This window comes from Anabaenopsis sp. NIES-4685, from assembly GCF_059725405.1.
Genome location: NZ_AP043602.1, coordinates 1,467,924 through 1,488,948, shown reverse-complemented (window position 1 = coordinate 1,488,948; position 21,025 = coordinate 1,467,924). Strand labels below are relative to the sequence as shown.

Genomic DNA, 21,025 nt, shown 5'->3' with positions numbered 1-21,025 from the left:
GCGTGGAATGATATCGCCAAAGTCTAGCGGTAAAATTTCTCGTGCTATTGATGCAGTTTGAGATCAAATAAATAGGAAACAGATACCCGATTTGTTTGAGAAATCGGGTATTGAAGTTAATTATTACAGCACTCAAAGGAACAAAACCCCAACCATTACTGAGGATTTTTCCGCCGCCATTTTTCCCTGACTAAGCGAATTTCATCAAAAGTATAGTTTTCTCCTAATTGTTCTTTAACCGGAGTGAGAGAAACATCACCCAAAATCTCTAAAACTTGCCAAATTTTTTGTTGATGTTCTAGGGGTACTAACTGATTTAAATCTACAGGCTGATTTTTAGCCATTAACTGAGAAAGGTGGGTAAAAATTGTCGAGGGGCTAAGATTGCGTTGGCGAGCAATTTCCGCTACACTCAAACCTTGTTGGTGTAGTCTTAATGTGGTTAACTCGGTATCATTAGGTAAGTTCTTAAGAGCTAGAGTACCGGGAGAATCATGTTTTGTGGCCGATATACCTTTTTCTCGACGGTAGGCGGTGATTTCTGCGAGGAATTTTTCACCATACTGGGCGAGTTTGTGACTACCTACCCCAGAAAGTTTACCAAATTCTGTTAAGGATTGGGGTTGTACCTGGGCCATTAACCGGAGGGTAGAATCTTGAAAGACAACGTAGGGCGCTACAGACTGTTCATCAGCTAGTTGCTTGCGCAGCGATCGCAACCGTAGTAATAATAGTTCTGTTTGGGCTGTTTTGTCACCCTCTGAGACGGGGGAGATTTTTTGCGCCACAGGAACAGCAATCAAAACTTGGCGCTGTCGCTTCATCACCTCCCAACTCAAAGCATTCAGCTTTAAAACCGAGTAACCATCGTTGGTTTGTTGTAACAACCCTTGATGTAACAGAGAACGCCCTAAAATGCGCCATTCATCTACAGTTTTATCCTTCCCAATCCCGTAGGTAGAGAGTTTGTCGTGTTGATTTTGGGTAATTTTTTTACTTTTACTTCCCCGCAACACATCAATAATGTGTAGCATTCCAAATCTTTCTTGACAACGGGCCACACAAGATAAAAACTTCATGGCTGCAATTGTCCAGTCTTGTACAGGTTTGGGATAACGACAGTTATCACAGTTACCACAATTACCGGGAAAACGTTCGCCAAAATAACCTAGTTGAATTGTACGGCGACAGTCTGTACCTTCGGCATAGTCAATTACCTGACGTAGCTGTTGTTTGGCAATTAATTGTTCTTGAGGGTCAGTTTTTTGCTCAATACTCCATTCAATGGTTTTAAGATCACCAAAACTAAAGAACATGGTACAACGTGAGGGTTCACCATCTCTACCCGCTCGCCCAGATTCTTGATAATAACTTTCTAAATTACGTGGTAAATCAGAGTGAATGACTAACCGCACATCAGGTTTATTAATTCCCATCCCAAAGGCGATAGTAGCAACGATGACACGCACATCATCGCGAATAAATCGAGTTTGATTCTTACTGCGTTCCTCATCATTTAAACCAGCATGATAGGGTAAAGCGGTAATTTGATCATGTTGCAGTTTAAATGTGAGTTCATCAACTTTTTTCCGGGTCAGACAATAAATAATCACTGAACCGTCAGTTTCCCGAATCATTTCTAAGATTTCGGCGTATACAGTTTTAGATTTAGGCCTAACTTCGTAATAAAGATTTTGTCGGTTAAAGCTAGCTAAGTGAATACTAGGTTGCTTTAACCCTAATTGTTGAATTATATCACTACGTACGCGGTCTGTGGCTGTAGCGGTGAGGGCGATGGTGGGAACATCTGGATAGCGGTGACGTAGGGATTTTAACTGGCGATATTCTGGGCGAAAGTCGTGTCCCCATTCGGATACACAATGAGCTTCGTCAATGGCGAAGGTAGAAATACCAATTTGGTGATGTACTAAGTCTAAAAATGGCAGAAATCTTGAGCTTAATAAACGTTCTGGGGCTACGTAGAGTAGTTTAACTTTGCCGTTACGGATGGCTTCCTCACGCGATCGCACTTTGTAGGGATTGAGGCTACTATTAAGGAATGTAGCAGAAATATTATTATTTCTCAGTGCTTCTACTTGGTCTTGCATGAGAGCGATTAACGGCGACACCACTACCGTTAAGCCTTTTTTCATCAAGGCTGGTAACTGAAAGCACAATGATTTACCCCCACCTGTCGGCATTACCACTAATAAATCCTGATTTTGCAGCGCATCTTCAATAATTTGTCGTTGTCCGGGGCGAAAATTATCGTAACCAAAGTGGTATTTTAACGCTTGTTCGAGGAGGGGGTACTGAAGCATAACGATGGATTTACGTGCTAACACTTGAAAATTTTAACTTAAATCCCCGGTAAGCAAAAAGTTAGAGAAGTGAAGCCTTAGCTTCACCTCTGTGGGTTTTAGCTAAATTCTGCCGATGTTATGCAGTCCTAAAATTATACCTACTCCCAAAAGATGACCAAAGGCTGTAGTTGCTAGTACTGCGGGTAAACCAAAACCGCCGAATAAATTTGGTGCGGGGAAAGATGGCCCAACGCTGGGGTACTTGATGGTAAGTTTACCCAAGGCAACGGCGATAATGTTGGCTACAATCATAATACCTGCAACGGTGGGACTCCATTCTAGGGGTGTAGTTACAGCAGCGATGATAGTGGAAGGTAACACCGGATTAGCTCCTAAAATTCTAATGGCTAGAAATATAATTGAAATATTTCCCTGGGAATTTCAACAAAAAAACGGCTTTTGCATCAATACTTAACAGTTATTCTTAATCCTTAATCTTAGAGGTTGTTTGATAAGTTTTCAACAGGTAATTTTTATTTTAGGGAACAGGGAACAGGGAACAGGGAACACAGGGAACACAGGGAACAGGGAACAGGGAACACAGGGAACAGGGAACAGGGAACAGGGAACACAGGGAACACAGGGAACAGGGAACACAGGGAACACAGGGAACAGGGAACACAGGGAACAGGGAACACAGGGAACAGGGAACAGGGAACAGGGAACACACAAAAAACAATAAAATCCAGTCCCCTCCCCTGACAAGGACAAGACAAGGTGGACAAGGTGGACAAGGTGGACTAGGTGACAAGGGAGAAAAACAGTACAAAGTCTGTATTCTTAGTAAGAAAAATAGCCCCTTAAAAGACCATTGTCCGGATAAAATCTTCCTTGTCCACTTTCCTTCCTTGTCTTCGGTGGTCTTGCCTTCACAGATCATATTAAAAACCTACCCTTGTAAGGAGAGGGAGGGGTCAAATAATCTTCGATACACTAATCATCACTTGACCAACATCCTCCTAAATATGTGTAAATCTTAATATTCTCTCTAGGGTTATTGACAATAGTTTGTATTAGTGATGGAATATGTTTAGGGAGCTATTGCAAAATATATTCATTAAAATGGGAATATTCAAGTTGTGGTTGCCAAGGCGATCGCACCAAAATGTCACAGGGGAATTAGGGAGGGGCGATCGCCTATTAGTAGTAACTGTATTGCTACTAGTAGGACTGGTGCTAGTTACCGCAATTTCCCTGTCATTGGGCGCAGTAGCCATGACCCCCAATCAACTGTGGCTAGCATTAATACGCCGGGGTGATGAACTCTATCAAACAATTCTCTGGGATCTGCGCCTACCGCGCACCCTAGCCGCCCTGCTGGTGGGTGCTGCTCTGGGAATGTCCGGGTCATTACTGCAGGGAATGCTGAAAAATGGGCTGGCGAGTCCGTTTTTACTGGGAATTTCTGCGGGTGCTGGTTTAGCGGCGGTAGCTATGCTCAGTTTAGGTGTATTGCAGACCTGGATACCTTTAGGGGCTTGGATGGGGGGCTTATTAACAACTATTCTTGTTTATTTCCTAGCTTACCGTCGTGATGGAATTTCCGTAGAAAGATTGATTTTAGGGGGAGTTGCTGTCAGTTCCTTGTTTGGTGCAATTCAGTCTGTGTTGTTACTCATAGCCGAAGATGGTCAAATACAAGCGGCCTTAAATTGGTTAATTGGTAGTTTGAATGGGCGCGGTTGGAGTGAGGTAACTATTTCCGGGTCCTATATTAGCGTCGCCCTCTTAGGGGGATGCTTACTAGCGCGCGCGGTTAACTTGTTGAACCTGGGTGACGAGTTAGCCACAGGACTAGGTGTTTCTGTATGGCGATCGCGGATTTTAATTGGTGCTACCGCCACACTGTTAGCAGCGGGAGCGGTAAGTATAGGGGGTTTAATTGGTTTCGTGGGTTTAATTGTTCCCCACGGAATCCGCCTGATCGTAGGTACAGATTACCGTGCTGTTTTACCACTAAGCGCAATAGGTGGGGCTTTAGTTCTCAGCTTTGCAGACTTACTGTCTCGGTTAGGTGCTGTAGAAATTCCCGTGGGAGCAGTCACAGCTTTACTGGGTTCTCCCTTATTTATCTATCTCCTTTATCGCCGCAATGTGTAATTAAAACTTTTAAGTTGTCAGAGGTGTCATAACAGTGAAACAACATCCCTTGCTGTTCAGCATAATCGTGCTGAATCTGTTTGTCATGCCCACAGTATTAGCAGAATCTGATAATACTAGCATTTCTGGTGAAACAAAAACTTATTTACTGACTCAAGAACCTATTTCGACTCCCTCGGATGCTCAACCAGAGGAAGAAGAAACCTGTCCCCTGATTTTGATCCCAAAGACCCAGAATTTAAAGATTGCGTTGAGGAAACTCAAAGCGGTGATTCCGAGATAGAAATTACCGTCACCGGAACCCGCACACCCAGAGCAGTTGTAGATTCACCGGGAACAATTAGCGTTATTGATGAGCAAAAAATCCAAAGGGATTTTATCGAGGATATCAAAGATTTAGTCCGCTACGAGCCGGGAATATCTGTACGTAATCGCCCGGTGCGTACTGGTCCTGCGGGGAGTGGTAATTCCAGTATTAATATTCGGGGAATTGAGGGGAACCGAGTTTTAATTCAGGTTGATGGGGTGAGAGTCCCCGATATTTATGCTAATACTGGCCGTGATTTAGTCGATTTTGACTCAATTCAAAGGGTGGAAATTATTCGCGGTCCTGCTTCTACCCTATATGGTAGCGATGCTTTAGGGGGTGTAGTCTCTTTCATTACGAAAGACCCAGAAGATTATCTGAGTGTTTTTGGTCGTCCACTTTATGTGGGTGGTAAAACCAGTTATGACAGCACCGACTCTAGTTTTGCGCCGTCGGTGACCTTAGCAGGTAAGGAAGAAAACCTATCCGGTTTATTGCAATATACCCGTAGGGATGGTAGCGAAGCTCAAAACTACGACGGATTAGCTCCTAATCCCCAAAATGTTGATAGTCAGAACCTGTTCAGTAAGGTAGTTCTGCAAGCTAACGATCATAATATTTTCCGGTTGACAGGAGAATGGTTTGAAAGTAGGCTGAATACCCAAGTCAAGACTGCTGAGGGATTTAGCAGTTTTACTCGTACTACCACTGTCAGTCAAGTAGCTGAGGATTTCACCAGTCGGGGACGCATCAGTTTAAGTCATGAGTATACTAATCCTGACTTAGGCTCATTTTTGCAGTCAGTGCGATCGCAGATGTATTACCAAACTGCTGAAACCACAGAAGATGTAGAAACCCGTACTGTTAACAGTGCTAATCAGAATTTGCGCCGCATCTTAGAAACTGGTTTTAACCAAGATATAATTGGTGGTGATGTTCAATTTACCAGCAAATTTTTGACCGGGGATGTTAGTCATCGCCTAGTTTACGGTTTTGATTTGTTCAACACTTCCACTAGTCGCCCTAGAGATTCAACATTATTTAATGAAACACTGGGAACGAGTACGAAAACTGTTAGCAGCGAACTTTTCCCTAATAAGACTTTTCCTGATACTGACACCTTGAGAGGTGGGATTTACATTCAAAATGAAATCGAATTTGCTGATGGTCGGATCACCTTAATTCCAGGGGTGCGTTACGACTATTATCAACTCAGGCCTCAGACTGAGGATGTTGCTTTTAGTAATATTAATACGCAAAATTACGAAGTCAAGGGCTTTTCAGCTTCCGCAATCTCACCAAAATTAGGTCTAATTGCCAAAATCACCCCAGAAATATCATTATATGGGCAATATGCCCGTGGTTTTAGAAGTCCACCTTATGATAATGCAAACATTGCCTTTACTAACTTTGCTTTTGGTTATACTATTTTACCAAATGCTGATTTAAAACCGGAAACAGTTGATAGTTATGAACTCGGTATTAGGGCTAATTATCCTCAAAGTAGCTTTGGTCTGACTGGTTTCTATAATCACTACAATAACTTTATTGATGCTAATGTCGAACTTAGTGATCCTCTTGTGATTAGTGGTAGACCTCTGCGTCAATTCCAATCCCAAAATATTAAAGGGGCGAAAATTTCCGGTTTAGAAGCTAGGGGAGAATATCGCTTTACAAGGTCTCCGGGTGGTTTAAGTGTGTTCGGAACCTTAGCTTATGCTGTGGGGGATAACTTAGAAACAGACCAACCCCTAGATTCCATAGATCCATTGAAGGGGATTATAGGATTGCGTTATCGTTCACCCGAAGAGATTTGGGGCGCAGAACTAACTACCACCTTAGTCGCGGCTCAAGATAGGGTAAGTAATGAAGACTTTTTTAAACCCGAAGGTTACACTACTGTAGATGTGCGCGGTTTCTACCAGTTCAACCCTAATACCATTCTCAATCTGGGAATTTTCAACTTATTGAACCAAAGATATATAGAATGGTCTGACGTGCGGGGTGTAAATAGCGATGACCGTCTACTAGATTTATATACCCGACCCGGAATTAACTTTGCTGCGACTGTGAGTGTACGTTTTTAGAGGTTGTTTGATAAGTTTTCAACAGGTAATTTTTATCTGAGGGAACAGGGAACACCGGAACAGGGAACAGGGAATGGGGAATCGGGAATGGGGAATGGGGAACAGGGAATGAGGAATCGGGAATGGGGAATGGGGAATCGGGAATGGGGAATGGGGAATGGGGAATGGGGAACCGAAACAATCAAATCCAGTCCCCTCCCCTTACAAGGCTATCCATTACCCACATCTTTCTTAACATTGCTGGAAGGCAAACACAATAAAGGTTGTAGAGATGTGCATAGTGGGGAGGATTGACAAAAAAGAATAAGTATGGACATTGAGAAAACCCAACAGGTGATTGAGTTTTTGAATACAGGGGCGAGGGGCTACCCCTCCGCCATAGGCGATCGCTAAATATCAAGATGAGATGGGGAATCGGAGTGAAGTAATTGCCAAGTAGCAGCAATATCGTGTAAGCGTCGTAGCCCACGCCAAATGGTTTTCACACCCGGTTCACCATCACCTTTGCGACCCAAAAAACCACCAAGAGTGGCAATCATTCGCACAGCATCATGCAAAGAAGGTGGCTGGTCTGGAGGAATAGGATTTTTGTTGATAGTGGCACATAAGGACTGCCATTCACTGTTTTCCAAAACAACATCACAAGGTAAATCAGGATGAACTCGTGCTTGATAAGTAAGCCATAACAATCGCCAAGCGACAATAGTATAAGTGGCTAGTGCCATGTGAATTCGGTCAGCAGTTTCCAGTTGTAATTTCTCGATGCCACAGCCACTTTTTAATGTGTAATGATAACGTTCTATCAACCAACGGTAAGTGTACCATTGAACACAACATGCAGCATCTTCTAGACTGTTAATTTCTAAGCTAGTAATTAATAACCAACTAATGGGATTTGTTCCTGGAGGTGGATTTTCCTCTTCTGCCAAAATTACTTGTAACCTGACAGGTTTTAGCTGTAAACGTCCAATATGGTGTAATGGTACTTGAATATCAAAACTCGTGAACCTAATTGTCAGTCTCGCCTGTCTGGAACTATGTTCTGGAGACCGTTTGACTTCTACAGTCACTGTTCCAGATGCTTCGATTTGACGAATGGCAAGATGTAGATATTTGCCACAATGGTCTACTTTACGATTATGAGTCCCACGAATTAGTAAGTGTGATTTTTCTCGACGTTGCTGGCTAAAAAGGTCAAATATATCCGCTTCTGAGTCACATATTGTTATTACTTCAATTTCTGAGGGAATCAAATTTTGTGTAGTCTGCAACCCATCCAACCAACGTTGACTTTCTTTTTCTTTTGTCTCTCGTTGACGACGTTTTTTAGCAATACCTAAATTCTCTTGTTCTCTTGCCCATACTTGCTGCTCAATAATTCCTAACGGTACTCCATTACTTGTGGCTGCAAGTGTTGAATGTACTTTTAATCCTGATGATTTTCTGTGGTCAAGATAACCTACTCCTTTTGTGGCTGGGTGCGATGTCAAATCTATGTTTGTTGTATCTTGTATTGCCAATACTATCTCATGTTTTTTGATTCTTTCTATGGTGCTGGATGTGTGGACAGCACGAATATCACTTGCTTGAAAATGTGGTGATTTCCAAAAATTATATGCCGCCTTTGTTGCTGCTATATTTCCACAAGCAAGTGGTACACTACTATCTGGTTGTGCTGCTAAATCTTCTACTATCCTGATTAACCGCTTGTTTCGACGTGCATCCCCTAAGTTTACCTGTGCCAATTCTTTCGCTGCCCACTTTTCCATGATGCCATTACCCACTCTCCTCTTTCAAAACTATAGCCATCAAGGCTTTCACTGTGATGTTAAGTCTTTTGTTTAATTGTTAAGAAAAATGTGGGTAATGCATAGCCTTACAAGGGGAGGGTTAGGGTGGGGTCAAACAATAGTTGATACACTAATCATAACTTTTCAGGCATCCTCTTAGAATTAAAGGACTTTTCGGTAAACTAATCAAAATCATGGATCAAAAAAAATTTGTAATAACTTGGGCTATCCTGTTGAGTATATTACTAACAGCTTGTAATCAGCCCATCCCCCCACAACCACCAACAACACCTGTAAATGTAAACCAAACACCCCAAAAATCAGCACAAAGGATCGTCGCCCTCACGTCTTTAACTGCTGATATTATTTATCAACTGGACTCTACAAAATTAGTGGGGATTACAGGTGGTAGTTTACTCAATAAAGACTCCCGGTTTCAGGGTTTACAAAGAGTCGCTCAGGGTCAAACTCCTGCGGACTTAGAGAAAATCCTAGCCCTCAAACCAGATTTAGTCATCGGTGCTCAAGGTTTTTCTGACCAGACGCTCCAACAGCTGGAAAAACTGGGAATTAAGACTTTCTCTACTAGGGTTAATAGCTGGGAATCTCTCCAGGAACTAACTAAAACTCTAGCTGGTTTTGTGGGTGCTGACCCGACTCCGTTATTAAATCGTTACGAGGGGTTTTTACCCAAAGGGAAAAACAACAGTAATTCTACTCTAGTGCTGGTCAGTCGTCAGCCAATTTTAACACCAAATAAAAATAGTTGGGCGGGAGATTTATTACGCCAGTTTGGGGTTAACAATTTAGCCGCAGACCTACAAGGGACAAGCCCTATAGGTGGTTATATTACTCTGTCTGCTGAGAAAATTTTAGCAGCTAATCCCGAAGTGCTCATTTTAATTAGTCCTCCCCAAGGAGGGTCAGAAACCGCTCTTTTAGATGCTTTTAAACAGGAAAGCTTTTGGCAAAAATTGTCAGCTGCTAAAAATAACCAAGTTTATGTGTTTGACTATTATGGATTGGTGAATGCGGGTAGTATAGATGCTATCGAAAAAGCCACTCAGCAACTGGCGCAAGTTTTAGCAGATTGACCTCTTAGCGTTGGGGCGATCGCCGACAAAATCATCTACACTCAAGGTAAGACTGATTATTCCAGCCTGTATTATGTCCTCAATTATCGATTCTTTGCCACCTGCTCTTGCTAAAATCGTCCAACGCTTTCAACGTGCGAGTGACCCGAAGCGGCGTTACGAGCAATTAATCTGGTATGCTCAGAAGTTAACAGACTTTCCAGAAACTGGTAAAGTACCAGAAAATAAGGTTCCTGGCTGTGTATCTCAGGTTTATATTACCGCTGCCTTAGATGATGGTAAAGTTGTATACCAAGGTGATTCAGATTCCCAGTTAACCAAGGGATTAGTAGGGTTGTTAGTGGAGGGTTTAAATGGACTCACTCCCACAGAAATTGTGCAACTCACCCCAGACTTTATTCAAGAAACCGGCTTAAATGTGAGTCTCACACCTTCTCGAGCTAATGGATTTTATAATATATTTAAGACAATGCAAAAAAAGGCTCTTGAATGTAAGTTATAGTTCCTAGCTTCCCTTTGTTACACTAAAAGCAGGTCAGCCAATGTCAACTAACCTAGTGTCAACCTATCAAAATATAGTGGGAGCGTTTCATCCCCTACGCTTTAGCGAGGGGATGAAACGCGACTCAACAGGATTTATCCTGTCGTATCCTGACTACAAAAAAAACTTATTTTAACAGACCAATTTTAGCACAAAGCATGAAAGCTAGATATCAGTACAGATTTTACCCGACAGACCAACAGCAACAGAGTTTAGCTCGGTTGTATGGTTGTGTTAGAGTTGTCTGGAATGATGCTCTAGGTTTGTGCAAACAATCTGAAAAGCTGCTTGGGTACAACAAACTCTCGGCAATGCTAACCCAAGCTAAAAAGACTGAAGCAAGAAAATGGCTATCTGATGTTTCTTCAGTGCCATTACAACAGTCTCTTAGGTGTTTAGATGTTGCTTACAAAAACTTTTTCAATTCCCTTAAAGGTAAGAGAAAAGGTAAAAAGGTTGGTGTCCCTAGGTTTAAAAAGAAAACCAACTCACAATCAGCAGAGTTTACTAAAGCTGGGTTTTCTATAAAAGATGGAGTAGTTTACATAGCTAAAATTGGGAATATCAAACCAATTTGGTCAAGAGAACTACCATCTGAACCTAGCTCAGTTACAGTGATTAAGGATGGCGCTAACCGCTATTTTCTTAGCTTCGTTGTAGAAGTAGAACCCAATATTACTGTTGCTAAAAACCAAAGCATAGGTATTGATTTAGGACTCAAGACTTTTGCTGCAATGAGCGATGGAGAAAAAGTTTTAAGCCCTAACTACTCAAAACATGACCGCAAGATTCGTAAGTTCCAGCGAAAATTAGCGCGTCAACAAAAAGATTCAAAAAGAAGAAAAAATACTCGCATAAGGATAGCTAAATTACACAACCATATTTCTGATACCAGAAAAGATTTTTTACATAAGCTATCAACCAAAATAGTTAACGATAACCAAGTAATTGTTTTGGAAGATTTAAATGTCTCAGGAATGCTCAAAAACCGTAGACTATCTAGGGCGATTAGCTTACAAGGGTGGCGGCAATTCAGAACTTTTTGTGAGGCTAAGTCTGAGAAACTTAAACGGGATTTCAGAGTAATTGACAGATGGGAACCTACTAGCCAGATTTGCTCTTGTTGTGGGTATCGTTGGGGTAAGATTGATTTGTCTGTTCGCTCAGTGTTGTGCTTGAATTGCAACACTCTTGCAGACAGAGATGAGAATGCTGCTAAGAACATAGAAATGGTCGGCATGGGGCATCGGCACGACCTAAAATGGACAGGGAGTGACTGTAAGACTGTTTCGGACAGCGAGTTACTGTGAACTGTCAAGAATCACCGACCTTCAAGGTCGGTGAGTATGTCAACTCACACTTGTACGCAACTTGTCCATACCCCTGATGGTGGTAATTGGTGAATCTAGTCCCCCCAAGTCCCGACAAGAAATGAACGCCGTAGCAGCACTACCAGAAGTAACAAGCGTAGTTATTCCCGGTTCTCTGGGATTACATGAAGAACACCCAGATATTGTTTTCACCGCCACACAAGACTTCTTACTACCCCCATAAAATTGCTGACTGTAAGATAACTGATTTTCTCATCTTTCCTGATCCACACCAACAGTATTGTAGAGTGCATCAGGATTAACATCTATATATGTCCTAGGACTGATGGGTTAGTAAAAAAACCATAGTTAAAGTATCATCATATAAACTTTAAACAGACAATTACAGTAAATTCACCACAAAAATATTAAAAGAATTATCATAGGTGGTAATGATTATCTAACCTATGACAAAAAGGCATTTAGACAATGTTAACTGAAGAAATTACGAATACCGTACCTGTAACTGTACTCACAGGTTATCTGGGTTCGGGAAAAACCACTCTTCTCAACCATATCCTCACCTACGAACACGGAAAAAAAGTAGCTGTAATTGTCAATGAATTTGGGGAAGTAGGTATTGATAATCAACTGATTATTGATGCAGATGAAGAAATTTTTGAGATGAATAATGGCTGTATTTGCTGTACAGTGCGTGGGGACTTAATTCGGATTATCGGTAACTTAATGAAGCGGCGCGATAAGTTCGACCATTTAGTGATTGAAACCACCGGTTTAGCTGACCCAGCGCCGGTAATTCAAACATTTTTTGTCGATGAAGATATGCAAAGCTTACTGTCTTTAGATGCAGTGGTAACTGTTGTGGATGGGAAGCATATTTGGCAACATTGGGATGCTGACGAAGCCCAAGAACAGATTGCTTTTGCTGATGTGATTCTCCTAAATAAAACTGATTTAGTCACCCCAGAACAGTTAGATGAATTAGAACAGCGCATTCGGGGGATGAATGCAATGGCAAAAATCTACCGTACCCAAAACGCCCAACTAGAGATGAACGCTTTATTGGGTGTGAAGGCTTTTGATTTAGAGAGGGCGTTGGAAATTGACCCGGATTTCTTGGGTGAAGATGCTCACCAACATGATGACCAAGTTTATTCTGTAGCATTGGTGGAAGCAGGAGAGTTAGATGGAGAAAAACTAAACGCTTGGTTGTCTGAGTTATTGCGTACCCAAGGACAGGATATTTTCCGCATGAAAGGGATTTTAAATATTGCAGGGGAAGATAATCGCTATGTGTTCCAAGGTGTGCATATGATCTTAGATGGTAGACCCGATCGCCCTTGGAAACCAGATGAAACTCGCAAAAATGAGTTGGTTTTCATTGGTCGTAATCTTGATGGAGCCAAACTTAAGCAGGATTTTCTGGCTTGTTTTGTTTAAACTAGGTACAGACTAAGCTACAAGGGAGTAGGATGATTTCTTATTCCCCATTTCCCCATTCCCCTTTGAGTTATGAACCCTACAGCTAGTAAATCTAAGGAATTTGAAGAACACTATTCCGCGACTCTTTCCGACTATGTGACTGCGATCGCCTGGTCTCCCCATGGTAAAGTCCTAGTTGCTACCTCCGCAGCTGGTGAAGTTGTCCTAGTGAGTGAGAACCAGCTTACCACCTTACAAACCGGGGGAAGTACATCAATAGACTGTGTAGCTTTTTCTCCAGATGGTCAGTTTTTAGCTGTGGGGGGACAAAATGGACAGATCAAAATTTGGCAAGGTACGGAATTAATTACTACCTTAGAAAATGCCCCCGCCTGGGTAGATAAACTGGGGTGGAGTCCCTCCGGTAACCAACTAGCCTTTAGTTTAGGGCGTTGTGTCCAAGTCTGGGATGCGGACACTAGGGAGGTAGTTGTTACCCTGAATTTTGATAACTCCTCAGTATTGGGCATTGATTGGCGTAGTGATGGGGAATACCTAGCAATTTCTGGGTATAAAGGTGTAAAGATTTGGGATAGCCAAAACTGGGAGCAGGAACCATATATTTTAGATATATCCACTGTCAGTATAGCCATGGCTTGGTCACCCGATGGTAAATTCCTAGCCTCTGGGAATATGGATCGCAGTATCACTGTTTTAGAGTGGGGTAATCCCGACCCCTGGATTATGCGGGGATTTCCTGGTAAAATTAGAAATCTGGCATGGTCACAAGCCACTACTAAACTGGGTGCGCCAATTTTGGCATCTTCCAGTGTAGAGGGTATCGTAGTTTGGGAAAAGCTAGAGGATGAAAATTTGGGCTGGGAAGCACGGATTTTAACCAATCATGTGGACATGATCACAGCGATCGCCTTTGCGCCTCAAAGTTTCCTCCTAGCTTCCGCTGCTAGTGATGGTTGGTTGTGTTTGTGGAAAAAAGCCAAACAGGTTACCCAAGTACTCACCGGTGTTGCTCGAGGGTTTTCTACTCTAGCTTGGCATCCCCATGGTAAGTTTTTAGCAGCAGGTGGAGATCAAGGGGAGTTACTAATTTGGTCTAAGGTTTCACGGGGTCAGGGATTCGGCGCTAGTTAAAGGTAGTTAAAGAGGAAGGTGGGGTCAAACAATATCTGATACATTAATCAGAACTTTTAAAACATCCTCTAATATGTGTTCCCCGTTCCCTGTTTCCCGTTCCCTGTTCCCTTAATATGTGTTTCCCGTTCCCTGTTTCCCGTTCCCTGTTCCCTTAATATGTGTTCCCCGTTCCCTGTTTCCCGTTCCCTGTTCCCTTAATATGTGTTTCCCGTTCCCTGTTTCCCGTTCCCTGTTCCCTTTATAATCATTCAGGTTGAAGCTAGATAATTTATTGGTTATTCTGGATGAGCAATATTATTTGGGTATCAATCATGAATATAGCCAAAATGATTTTACTAGCATCTCCGGTATTTCTAGCATCTATACTCCTGCTAGGCAACCCAGCACCTGCATTTACTACACAGATGAACTCCGTACAGTCTCAGCCATGGGATAGATTCACAACCCTTCATGTCAGTAAAACATCTAATCCCATTATGGATCAACTCGGTTGTAACTGCGCCACTTGTGTTCAGTCTAAATTGGAAATGCTCCAAGGAAAGTTACCATCTGTGGATTTTTGAGCACATTTAAATTACTAATTCATGTTATCAATGTTATGGGGTGGGCTATTAGTCCGCTTTTTATAGTTTTTACACATCCACTGGGGAATCGATGATGGTTAAAAAACTACTATCAAATCATTTATCAAATAATTTATTAACTGGTATCTTAGTAGTTTTAACAATCGGCTTTCTGGGATGTAGAAATCAAACAGTAACCACCTCATTTACTCAGCCAAGCACTAAAATACAAGAAAATCTTCCCCGGGTTGTCGCTACTACTACCATACTTTGTGATTTAACTAGACAGGTGGCGCAAAATACAATTAACCTCACCTGCTTGGGTTCCCCTGATAACGACTCTTATTTCTATCAACCCAGACCCGGACACCAACAAGCGATCGCCCAAGCTGACTTAGTTTTCCACAGTGGTTACAACTTTAAATCAGAACTGCTCAAAACACTTGCAGAAGGTAAAACTTCTACCCCCAAAGTAGCTGTAAATCAACTAGCAGTTCCCCAACCCCAGCAATTTCTCGCCTCTGGTGAGAGATTAGCTAATCCTCATGTTTGGCACGATGTTAAGAACACCATCAAGATGGTGGAGATAATTAGCCACAATCTCAAAATTCTTAACCCCGATTATACCACATTTTACAGTGATAACGCCAGATTAATTCAAAATGAACTTACTCAACTCGATACTTGGATTAAGTCCAGGATAGATACTATCCCCAAAGACAAGCGGAAGTTACTCGCTACTAGTAATGTGATGAATTATTACACTACAGCCTATAAAATCCCTTTGGTAAAGGGTTTAGAGAATATTAGTAGTATAGTAAATCCCACCGATGCACAAGTAAAAACTTGGGTGACAACCATTCAACAGGCCCAAGTACCAACAATTTTTCCCGATACCACTATTAACCAGCAGTTGATCGCATCTGTACCTACCCCGGCTAATGTCAGAGTATCTCAAAGGCAATTATATACTTATGGACTGGGTGAACCAGGTGGCGAAGCCGATAATTATCAAAAATTAATGGTTGCTAATACACGCACCATTGTAGAAGGTTTAGGGGGGACTTACTTAATTTTTCCCCCAAGATTTCCTGCTATATAAAACCTAGATAAAACTAGACTTTACTTTCTACTTCAACGAGAGCATGGGAGCAGTTATCCCTGGTGTAGACTTTCACGCCTTAGCCAGACGCGATTGTGTTCCAATTAAGTTTCTGAAAAATACTACCACCATCATTGCTTGGTTTTCGCGTCGGCAATAGTCTCAATTCAATACTTGATATCACCTTATTATATATCAAGTAGCAGCACTACACCCCTATCGTTACAGGTTGCTCAATTGGACAAAAAAAACCCCGGACTTCGCCAAGAAGTCCAGGATATATCAATTGAATGGAAAACTCGTAAATATTTCGGCTCTCTGGTTAAAGGAGATGGCAGGTTTGGATATTTTAGTAGTCACAATTGCACCCACTGCCATGATGCGATTACATTAACCAATTAGCCTTTATTTTTTTGGCTTGATAAACTTATCAATATTTATCTCTTTTAAGAATAGCATAATAGACAGTCCGACGCAAGTCAATATTAGGTATCTGAATTTTAGCACCGCCAGTAACCAAAATCCCCCGCCATGAAGGAATAGCGCATGGGAGCGGGACTCGGCACAATTCCCCAAGGCGAAAGGTTGATGTACCGCCGGCGATCTGCTGGCATCCCAGGTATGGTATATCTAAAACGGCGAACTGTTGTCGCCATGGGTCAAATACCAAAAAGCGATCGCCCATAGTTTGGCGTTTTTGCAGTAGATGGGTTACCAATGTTAAAGCATGAGGACCAGCACCAATAACAGCTAAGTCAAGAGGAGGTGATGGAGGATTGACCATTAATAAATAGATAGGAACTAGTGATAATCATTATCATTCTATCTTAGGTTTACTAATTATCTTGACAATAACTTGCAATTATATCAGGATACTTCTAGTTTATGTGTTTGTTGTTTAACAATGAGTTCCATGGCAATCAATAATCTGTTTAGCGCCGGTGGTATCGTCATGTGGCCACTATTGGGCTTTTCTGTATTAGCGGTGGCGCTAATTATTGAACGGATTAAGTTTTGGCTGCAAATCAACCGAAGACAAAACCGGATCATTCAAGAAGTATTACAACTCTATCGCAGAGATAACCTAGTTACTGCCATAGGTATACTCAGAAACAATGCCAATTTACCCCTATCCCGGATTTTCCTAGCAGCTTTAGAATTAGAGGAAGCCACACCAGAAGAATTTCGCTTGGCCTTGGAAAGTGAAGCCCAAGCAGAAATACCTGGACTCAAACGCTTTCAGAACATTTTTGACACCATTATCAACCTCGCCCCGCTCCTGGGACTCCTGGGTACTGTCTTGGGTTTAATTACTTCCTTTGCTTCCTTAAATATTGGTAATGTCGGCGGTACACAAACCATAGGGGTTACCTCCGGTATTAGTGAAGCCTTGGTATCTACCGCTACAGGGTTAATAGTTGCCATATTTACCCTGTTTTTCGCCAACACCTTCCGCGGACTTTATCAGCGTCAAATAGCCCTATTCCAGGAATATGGCGGACAACTAGAACTGCTGTATCGCCGTCGCCATCAACCAGGAGAAAAAGACTATGCGCCTACAAGATGAACCAGATTTACCAGCACAGATTAACATCGTCCCTATGATTGATGTCATCTTTGCTATTTTGACATTCTTTATTATGTCAACCCTGTTTTTAACTAGATCACAAAGCCTACCAGTCAACTTACCACAGGCAGCCACAGCTAATCAACAATCAGCCCCCTTGACCATTACCATCAGCATTGATAATCAAGGGGTGGTGAGCTTAGACCGTCAACCAGTTCCCCTTAATTCCCTGGGGAACGGATCGGTACTTTGGTAGAGGGGAAATCAGAACCTATGGTAATTATTAATGCTGATCAAAAGGTAGAACATGGTCAAGTAATTGCAATTATGGATCAGGTGCGCCAGGTAAAAGGAGTAAAATTAGCGATCGCCACCCAGAAACCCTAATTTAGTACACCTAAGTTTTAAACTATGACAGACTGTCTTTTGACATGATTTAACTACAGCAACGACAATACCACATAGTATTTTGATGAAATGTTCCCAAAACCAAGTGAATAGATATAGATATTGTGTGGTGTTATCTGTTGTAGTCCAGAGCTTATGTATCAGCTTACCTAGTGTTGCTAATCCAAGTCAACAAACAGAGTTAGTTCTTGATAAAAATTCTTATTTAAATCTTGAGTTACCAGTTACCCCTGGTGAATTATTAACTCAACAGTCCCTACCCATTGAATTTACCTTAGAAACCGAGCCAGAAGAAGCTACCACAGACGAAAATAACGAAGATGTAGATATTCTGCTAGAAGTATTAGGACAACCAGATAATTTTTCCGGTTCCACACCGGTGTATGTCATAGACCAGGAAGAAATTAAAAGACAAAATGCGACCAGCGTCGCCGATGTTTTAAAAAGAATGCCTGGTTTTGCCATCAATGACGTTGGTCATGGTGCTGATATTCACACAGGGACATACTACCGAGGAGCATCAATTAACCAGTCTGTATTTCTCATCAATGGCAGACCAATTAATAATGATATTAGCACCTATCATGGTGGAACAGACCTAAATAGTATTCCCGTAGAAGCGATCGAACGGGTAGAACTATCCAGCGGTGTCACCTCAGCTTTATATGGTTCCTCAGCCTTTGGGGGAGTAGTGAATATTATTACCAAAGAAGGCTATAGTACTCCCAAACTAAATAGTAGTATACAATTTGGCTCATTAAACCTGAATAATCAACAGGTCACCTACAGCGCTGGGGTAGATGATGTTAGATATAACTTCAGCTTTGAAAGATTTTTCATCGACAACCGTTACTCAGTCCCCGAAGGTGCTGCTAACCGTGACGATCAAGGGTTACTCTCCAACGCAGACACAGCCACCAGTACTTACTTTGGTAGCATTGGTTTAGACCTAGATCCTCAAAACTCCTTAAATTTAGACATTAAAAAACTTAGCAGTCGCCGAGGCTTAGTTTACTTTGGGTTTCCCCCCTGCTGCAAAGAGACAGATTAGACCATGACGGTTTAAATCTAGGCTTATCTTGGCAAACCCGCCTAGGTAAAGGCGAAAGCTCCAACCTAACCACCACCATAGGATATAATCAAGATTATTTTAGCACCTATGGACCCACATTCTTTACCGGCACAGTATATAACCGCCTGGGGGTGTTAGATAGCCAAAAAATTACCGCCAGAGTAGATCATGATTGGCAATTAACAGCCAATAACAAACTCCGCTGGGGATTAGACTTACGAAACTCTCAATTAAACGGTGAAACCTTCAGTACCAGACCTGACAGAGTGAGATTCAACGAAGTTGAAAATAGAAGCGTCTTAAATACAGCCTTATTTGCCGTAAATACCCTCAATGTTAGTGAAGATTTTCAGGTAGACTTAGGACTAAGACAGAGCTTTGATGGAGAATTTGGCAGTTACTTAAACCCTAGTGGTGGCTTACGTTATAGCCTCACACCCGCAGTCACCCTGCGAGGGAGTTGGGCCGGGGGACAGCGCAACCCAGGATTAGATCAACTATATCTATATGATACAGTCCATGGGTGGGAGTCCAACGCTGACTTAAAACCAGAAACCGGCTCATCTTCGAGGCATGGGAACAGATGTGAGACTCACAGATAACTTAGTAGGACAATTTACCTATTTTGGCAGTAGTTTAGACAATCGGTTAGCAATTGTCGCCGGCAAATGGGAGAATGTAGGGTTAGTAGACACCAACGGACTAGAAATCGCCTTGAGATTACAAATTTCTCCCCGGTGGTCGAGTTTTGTTAACTATACCTATACAGATGCCGAAATCAAAACCGGAACACAAGCAGGTTTACAATTAGGTCTGATACCTTATTCCGTCGCCCAAAGTGGTATTAGCTACCGCAATTCCGGCTGGGAAGGGAATTTGTATCTTACCTATAATAGTGGAATGCGGCGAGCCTTATTTACTAATACTGCAGCAGGACAAACACCTACAGACTTTAGCCCATCCTTCCTCAACTTAGACCTGAGTAGCAAAATTCCCCTCACCAATAATACAGCCATGACCATATATTTAGAAAACCTCCTGGGTGAGCAATACGAAAAAGTCAACCGTATTTATAGTCCAGGGTTTACCGTGCGTGTGGGGGTAACTGCAAACCTTTAGAAAACCAACAGAATAATAGGTAATACCAAAGCCACCAATCCCCAATACCTGCTCAATGGTGAATCTACCCTTATTAATTAGCAGCCCTGGTTGCCAGATGATCATATCAGTCCGGTCAATTTTGACAGGATTATAACATTAGAGCACGGAATTTCTTTGAGAAATTGCGGGTATCTTAAAATTGGCAGCGATAGCGAAGCGCTGCTGTACTGAGCACATCGTACCAGGGCTGCGAGCACCGAGCAGCTTATCCCCATACCTGAAGTCAGGGATCTTACGCCCCCTACCACAGTCACACAGATCCCCGACTTCTAGCTAAATTATCCTAGACTATCTCTAATTATGTGAGAAGTCGGGGATCTTACTCTCGTTACATTTAACACTCATTCAGTCGGATGAATCCGACTTCCGCTTTTAGACGGGGGTTTCTAACCCCCGGCTCCCGATTGTCGAGCTTCATGGCGATAGCGAAGCGCTGCTGCAAGCAGATCGCACAGAGCGCATCTACTTTAGCAGACCGCATATTACGCCGCGATCGCGAAAGACGCTGATCCAAACAGATGTATCAATCAGCAGCAGTAGTTCAATTCTCTAGTTGTCACCACGAGCACCAAGCTAATGTTAGGCAATGGGTATAACCTGGAAGCGTAACCCAAGTGCCTGTAAAACCTTAAGAACTGTAGAAAAATCTGGGTTGCCTTCCATCGACAAAGCCTGATGGAGACTTTCGCGCCCTAGCCCTGTTTCCAGGGCAATATGGTTGCTTTTGCTTGGCGATCGCGCAAAGTACTAAACCACTCAAAATAAATTTCAGTCTCTAAAAACCCTTTGCGAACCTTTGCGCCACCTTTGCGAACCTTTGCGTTAAAAAAACCAAAAACAGAATATCTACCCTATATGGAGATGAAAGATTATATAGACCAAGTGTTATTAGAGGGGGATAAACTGAAATTACAAGCAGAACAATATTTACTGTAGTAGTGTGATCTTAACTATTCTAGTCC

17 protein-coding genes and 4 pseudogenes are annotated in these 21,025 nt (G+C 42.2%); 15 read left to right on the top strand and 6 right to left on the bottom strand.

What is annotated here, in order from left to right; all coding sequences use genetic code 11:
* Nucleotides 1–155 precede the first annotated feature (155 nt).
* Together recQ and psaK are read right to left on the bottom strand one after the other, a co-directional pair.
* Entirely contained in the window at nt 156–2,321 is a 2,166-nt protein-coding gene (gene recQ, locus AC6IZ0_RS06515) for a DNA helicase RecQ (protein ID WP_497725491.1), read from the bottom strand.
* Between the two features lie 102 nt (nt 2,322–2,423).
* Nucleotides 2,424–2,684: a photosystem I reaction center subunit PsaK gene (gene psaK / locus AC6IZ0_RS06510; RefSeq protein ID WP_497725490.1), complete on the bottom strand. Its 261-nt coding sequence runs from the start codon at nt 2,682–2,684 to the stop codon at nt 2,424–2,426.
* Between the two features lie 741 nt (nt 2,685–3,425).
* Here psaK and AC6IZ0_RS06505 point away from each other — a divergent pair.
* From AC6IZ0_RS06505 to AC6IZ0_RS06490, 4 genes are read left to right on the top strand one after another with little or no spacing between them, the layout of a single operon-like run.
* Complete coding sequence (locus AC6IZ0_RS06505) at nt 3,426–4,463, top strand: FecCD family ABC transporter permease (protein ID WP_497725489.1); 1,038 nt, start codon at nt 3,426–3,428, stop codon at nt 4,461–4,463.
* A 34-nt stretch (nt 4,464–4,497) separates the two neighbouring features.
* Entirely contained in the window at nt 4,498–4,746 is a 249-nt protein-coding gene (locus tag AC6IZ0_RS06500; protein WP_497725488.1) for a hypothetical protein, read from the top strand.
* A complete protein-coding gene (locus tag AC6IZ0_RS06495; protein WP_497726011.1) occupies nt 4,668–6,857 on the top strand; it encodes a TonB-dependent hemoglobin/transferrin/lactoferrin family receptor in 2,190 nt (729 codons plus the stop codon). Before AC6IZ0_RS06500 ends, AC6IZ0_RS06495 begins: the two co-directional genes overlap by 79 nt.
* A 3-nt stretch (nt 6,858–6,860) precedes the next feature.
* Nucleotides 6,861–7,151, top strand: coding sequence for a hypothetical protein (locus tag AC6IZ0_RS06490; RefSeq protein WP_497725487.1), 291 nt, complete (start codon nt 6,861–6,863; stop codon nt 7,149–7,151).
* A 95-nt stretch (nt 7,152–7,246) separates the two neighbouring features.
* Here the strand turns inward: AC6IZ0_RS06490 and AC6IZ0_RS06485 are convergent, their stop codons facing one another.
* Nucleotides 7,247–8,626, bottom strand: a complete 1,380-nt coding sequence (locus tag AC6IZ0_RS06485; protein ID WP_497723110.1) for an IS4 family transposase — start codon at nt 8,624–8,626, stop codon at nt 7,247–7,249.
* Between the two features lie 215 nt (nt 8,627–8,841).
* Between AC6IZ0_RS06485 and AC6IZ0_RS06480 the strand changes: the two genes are divergently transcribed.
* The 8 genes and pseudogenes from AC6IZ0_RS06480 to AC6IZ0_RS06445 all read left to right on the top strand — a co-directional run bounded on the left by AC6IZ0_RS06480 (nt 8,842) and on the right by AC6IZ0_RS06445 (nt 15,855).
* The gene (locus tag AC6IZ0_RS06480) at nt 8,842–9,741 is read left to right on the top strand and encodes an ABC transporter substrate-binding protein (protein ID WP_497725486.1); all 900 of its coding nucleotides are present in this window, start codon (nt 8,842–8,844) and stop codon (nt 9,739–9,741) included.
* A gap of 73 nt (nt 9,742–9,814) precedes the next feature.
* Nucleotides 9,815–10,243, top strand: a complete 429-nt coding sequence (locus tag AC6IZ0_RS06475) for a SufE family protein (RefSeq protein WP_280793701.1) — start codon at nt 9,815–9,817, stop codon at nt 10,241–10,243.
* 197 nt (nt 10,244–10,440) lie between these two features.
* Nucleotides 10,441–11,592, top strand: coding sequence for an RNA-guided endonuclease InsQ/TnpB family protein (locus AC6IZ0_RS06470; RefSeq protein ID WP_497725485.1), 1,152 nt, complete (start codon nt 10,441–10,443; stop codon nt 11,590–11,592).
* Nucleotides 11,593–11,635: 43 nt separating this feature from the next.
* Nucleotides 11,636–11,836, top strand: a pseudogene (locus tag AC6IZ0_RS06465) (alpha/beta fold hydrolase); the annotation flags it as partial.
* Nucleotides 11,837–12,081: 245 nt separating this feature from the next.
* Nucleotides 12,082–13,053 carry a CobW family GTP-binding protein gene (locus AC6IZ0_RS06460; RefSeq protein WP_271731475.1) on the top strand — a complete coding sequence of 324 codons (972 nt, stop codon included), beginning with the start codon at nt 12,082–12,084 and terminating at the stop codon, nt 13,051–13,053.
* Between the two features lie 72 nt (nt 13,054–13,125).
* Entirely contained in the window at nt 13,126–14,187 is a 1,062-nt protein-coding gene (locus AC6IZ0_RS06455; protein WP_497725484.1) for a WD40 repeat domain-containing protein, read from the top strand.
* A 314-nt stretch (nt 14,188–14,501) separates the two neighbouring features.
* Nucleotides 14,502–14,753, top strand: a complete 252-nt coding sequence (locus tag AC6IZ0_RS06450) for a hypothetical protein (protein WP_497725483.1) — start codon at nt 14,502–14,504, stop codon at nt 14,751–14,753.
* Nucleotides 14,754–14,844: 91 nt separating this feature from the next.
* Entirely contained in the window at nt 14,845–15,855 is a 1,011-nt protein-coding gene (locus tag AC6IZ0_RS06445; protein ID WP_497725482.1) for a metal ABC transporter solute-binding protein, Zn/Mn family, read from the top strand.
* Between the two features lie 537 nt (nt 15,856–16,392).
* Here AC6IZ0_RS06445 and AC6IZ0_RS06440 read toward each other — a convergent pair.
* Nucleotides 16,393–16,639, bottom strand: a pseudogene (locus tag AC6IZ0_RS06440) (FAD-dependent oxidoreductase); the annotation flags it as partial.
* 129 nt (nt 16,640–16,768) lie between these two features.
* Between AC6IZ0_RS06440 and AC6IZ0_RS06435 the strand changes: the two are divergent.
* From AC6IZ0_RS06435 to AC6IZ0_RS06425, 3 genes and pseudogenes are all read left to right on the top strand, one after another.
* On the top strand, nt 16,769–17,422 hold the full coding sequence (locus AC6IZ0_RS06435) for a MotA/TolQ/ExbB proton channel family protein (RefSeq protein ID WP_271731476.1): 654 nt from the start codon (nt 16,769–16,771) through the stop codon (nt 17,420–17,422).
* Nucleotides 17,406–17,809, top strand: a pseudogene (locus AC6IZ0_RS06430) (ExbD/TolR family protein). The gene AC6IZ0_RS06435 and the pseudogene AC6IZ0_RS06430 overlap by 17 nt, the downstream one beginning before the upstream one ends.
* Nucleotides 17,810–17,894: 85 nt before the next feature.
* Nucleotides 17,895–20,021 (top strand): annotated as a pseudogene (locus AC6IZ0_RS06425) (TonB-dependent receptor plug domain-containing protein).
* A 376-nt stretch (nt 20,022–20,397) separates the two neighbouring features.
* Here AC6IZ0_RS06425 and AC6IZ0_RS06420 read toward each other — a convergent pair.
* Together AC6IZ0_RS06420 and AC6IZ0_RS06415 are read right to left on the bottom strand one after the other, a co-directional pair.
* Nucleotides 20,398–20,577, bottom strand: a complete 180-nt coding sequence (locus tag AC6IZ0_RS06420) for a hypothetical protein (protein WP_497725481.1) — start codon at nt 20,575–20,577, stop codon at nt 20,398–20,400.
* Nucleotides 20,578–20,642: 65 nt separating this feature from the next.
* The gene (locus tag AC6IZ0_RS06415; RefSeq protein ID WP_497726010.1) at nt 20,643–20,726 is read right to left on the bottom strand and encodes a hypothetical protein; all 84 of its coding nucleotides are present in this window, start codon (nt 20,724–20,726) and stop codon (nt 20,643–20,645) included.
* Between the last annotated feature and the right edge of the window lie 299 nt (nt 20,727–21,025).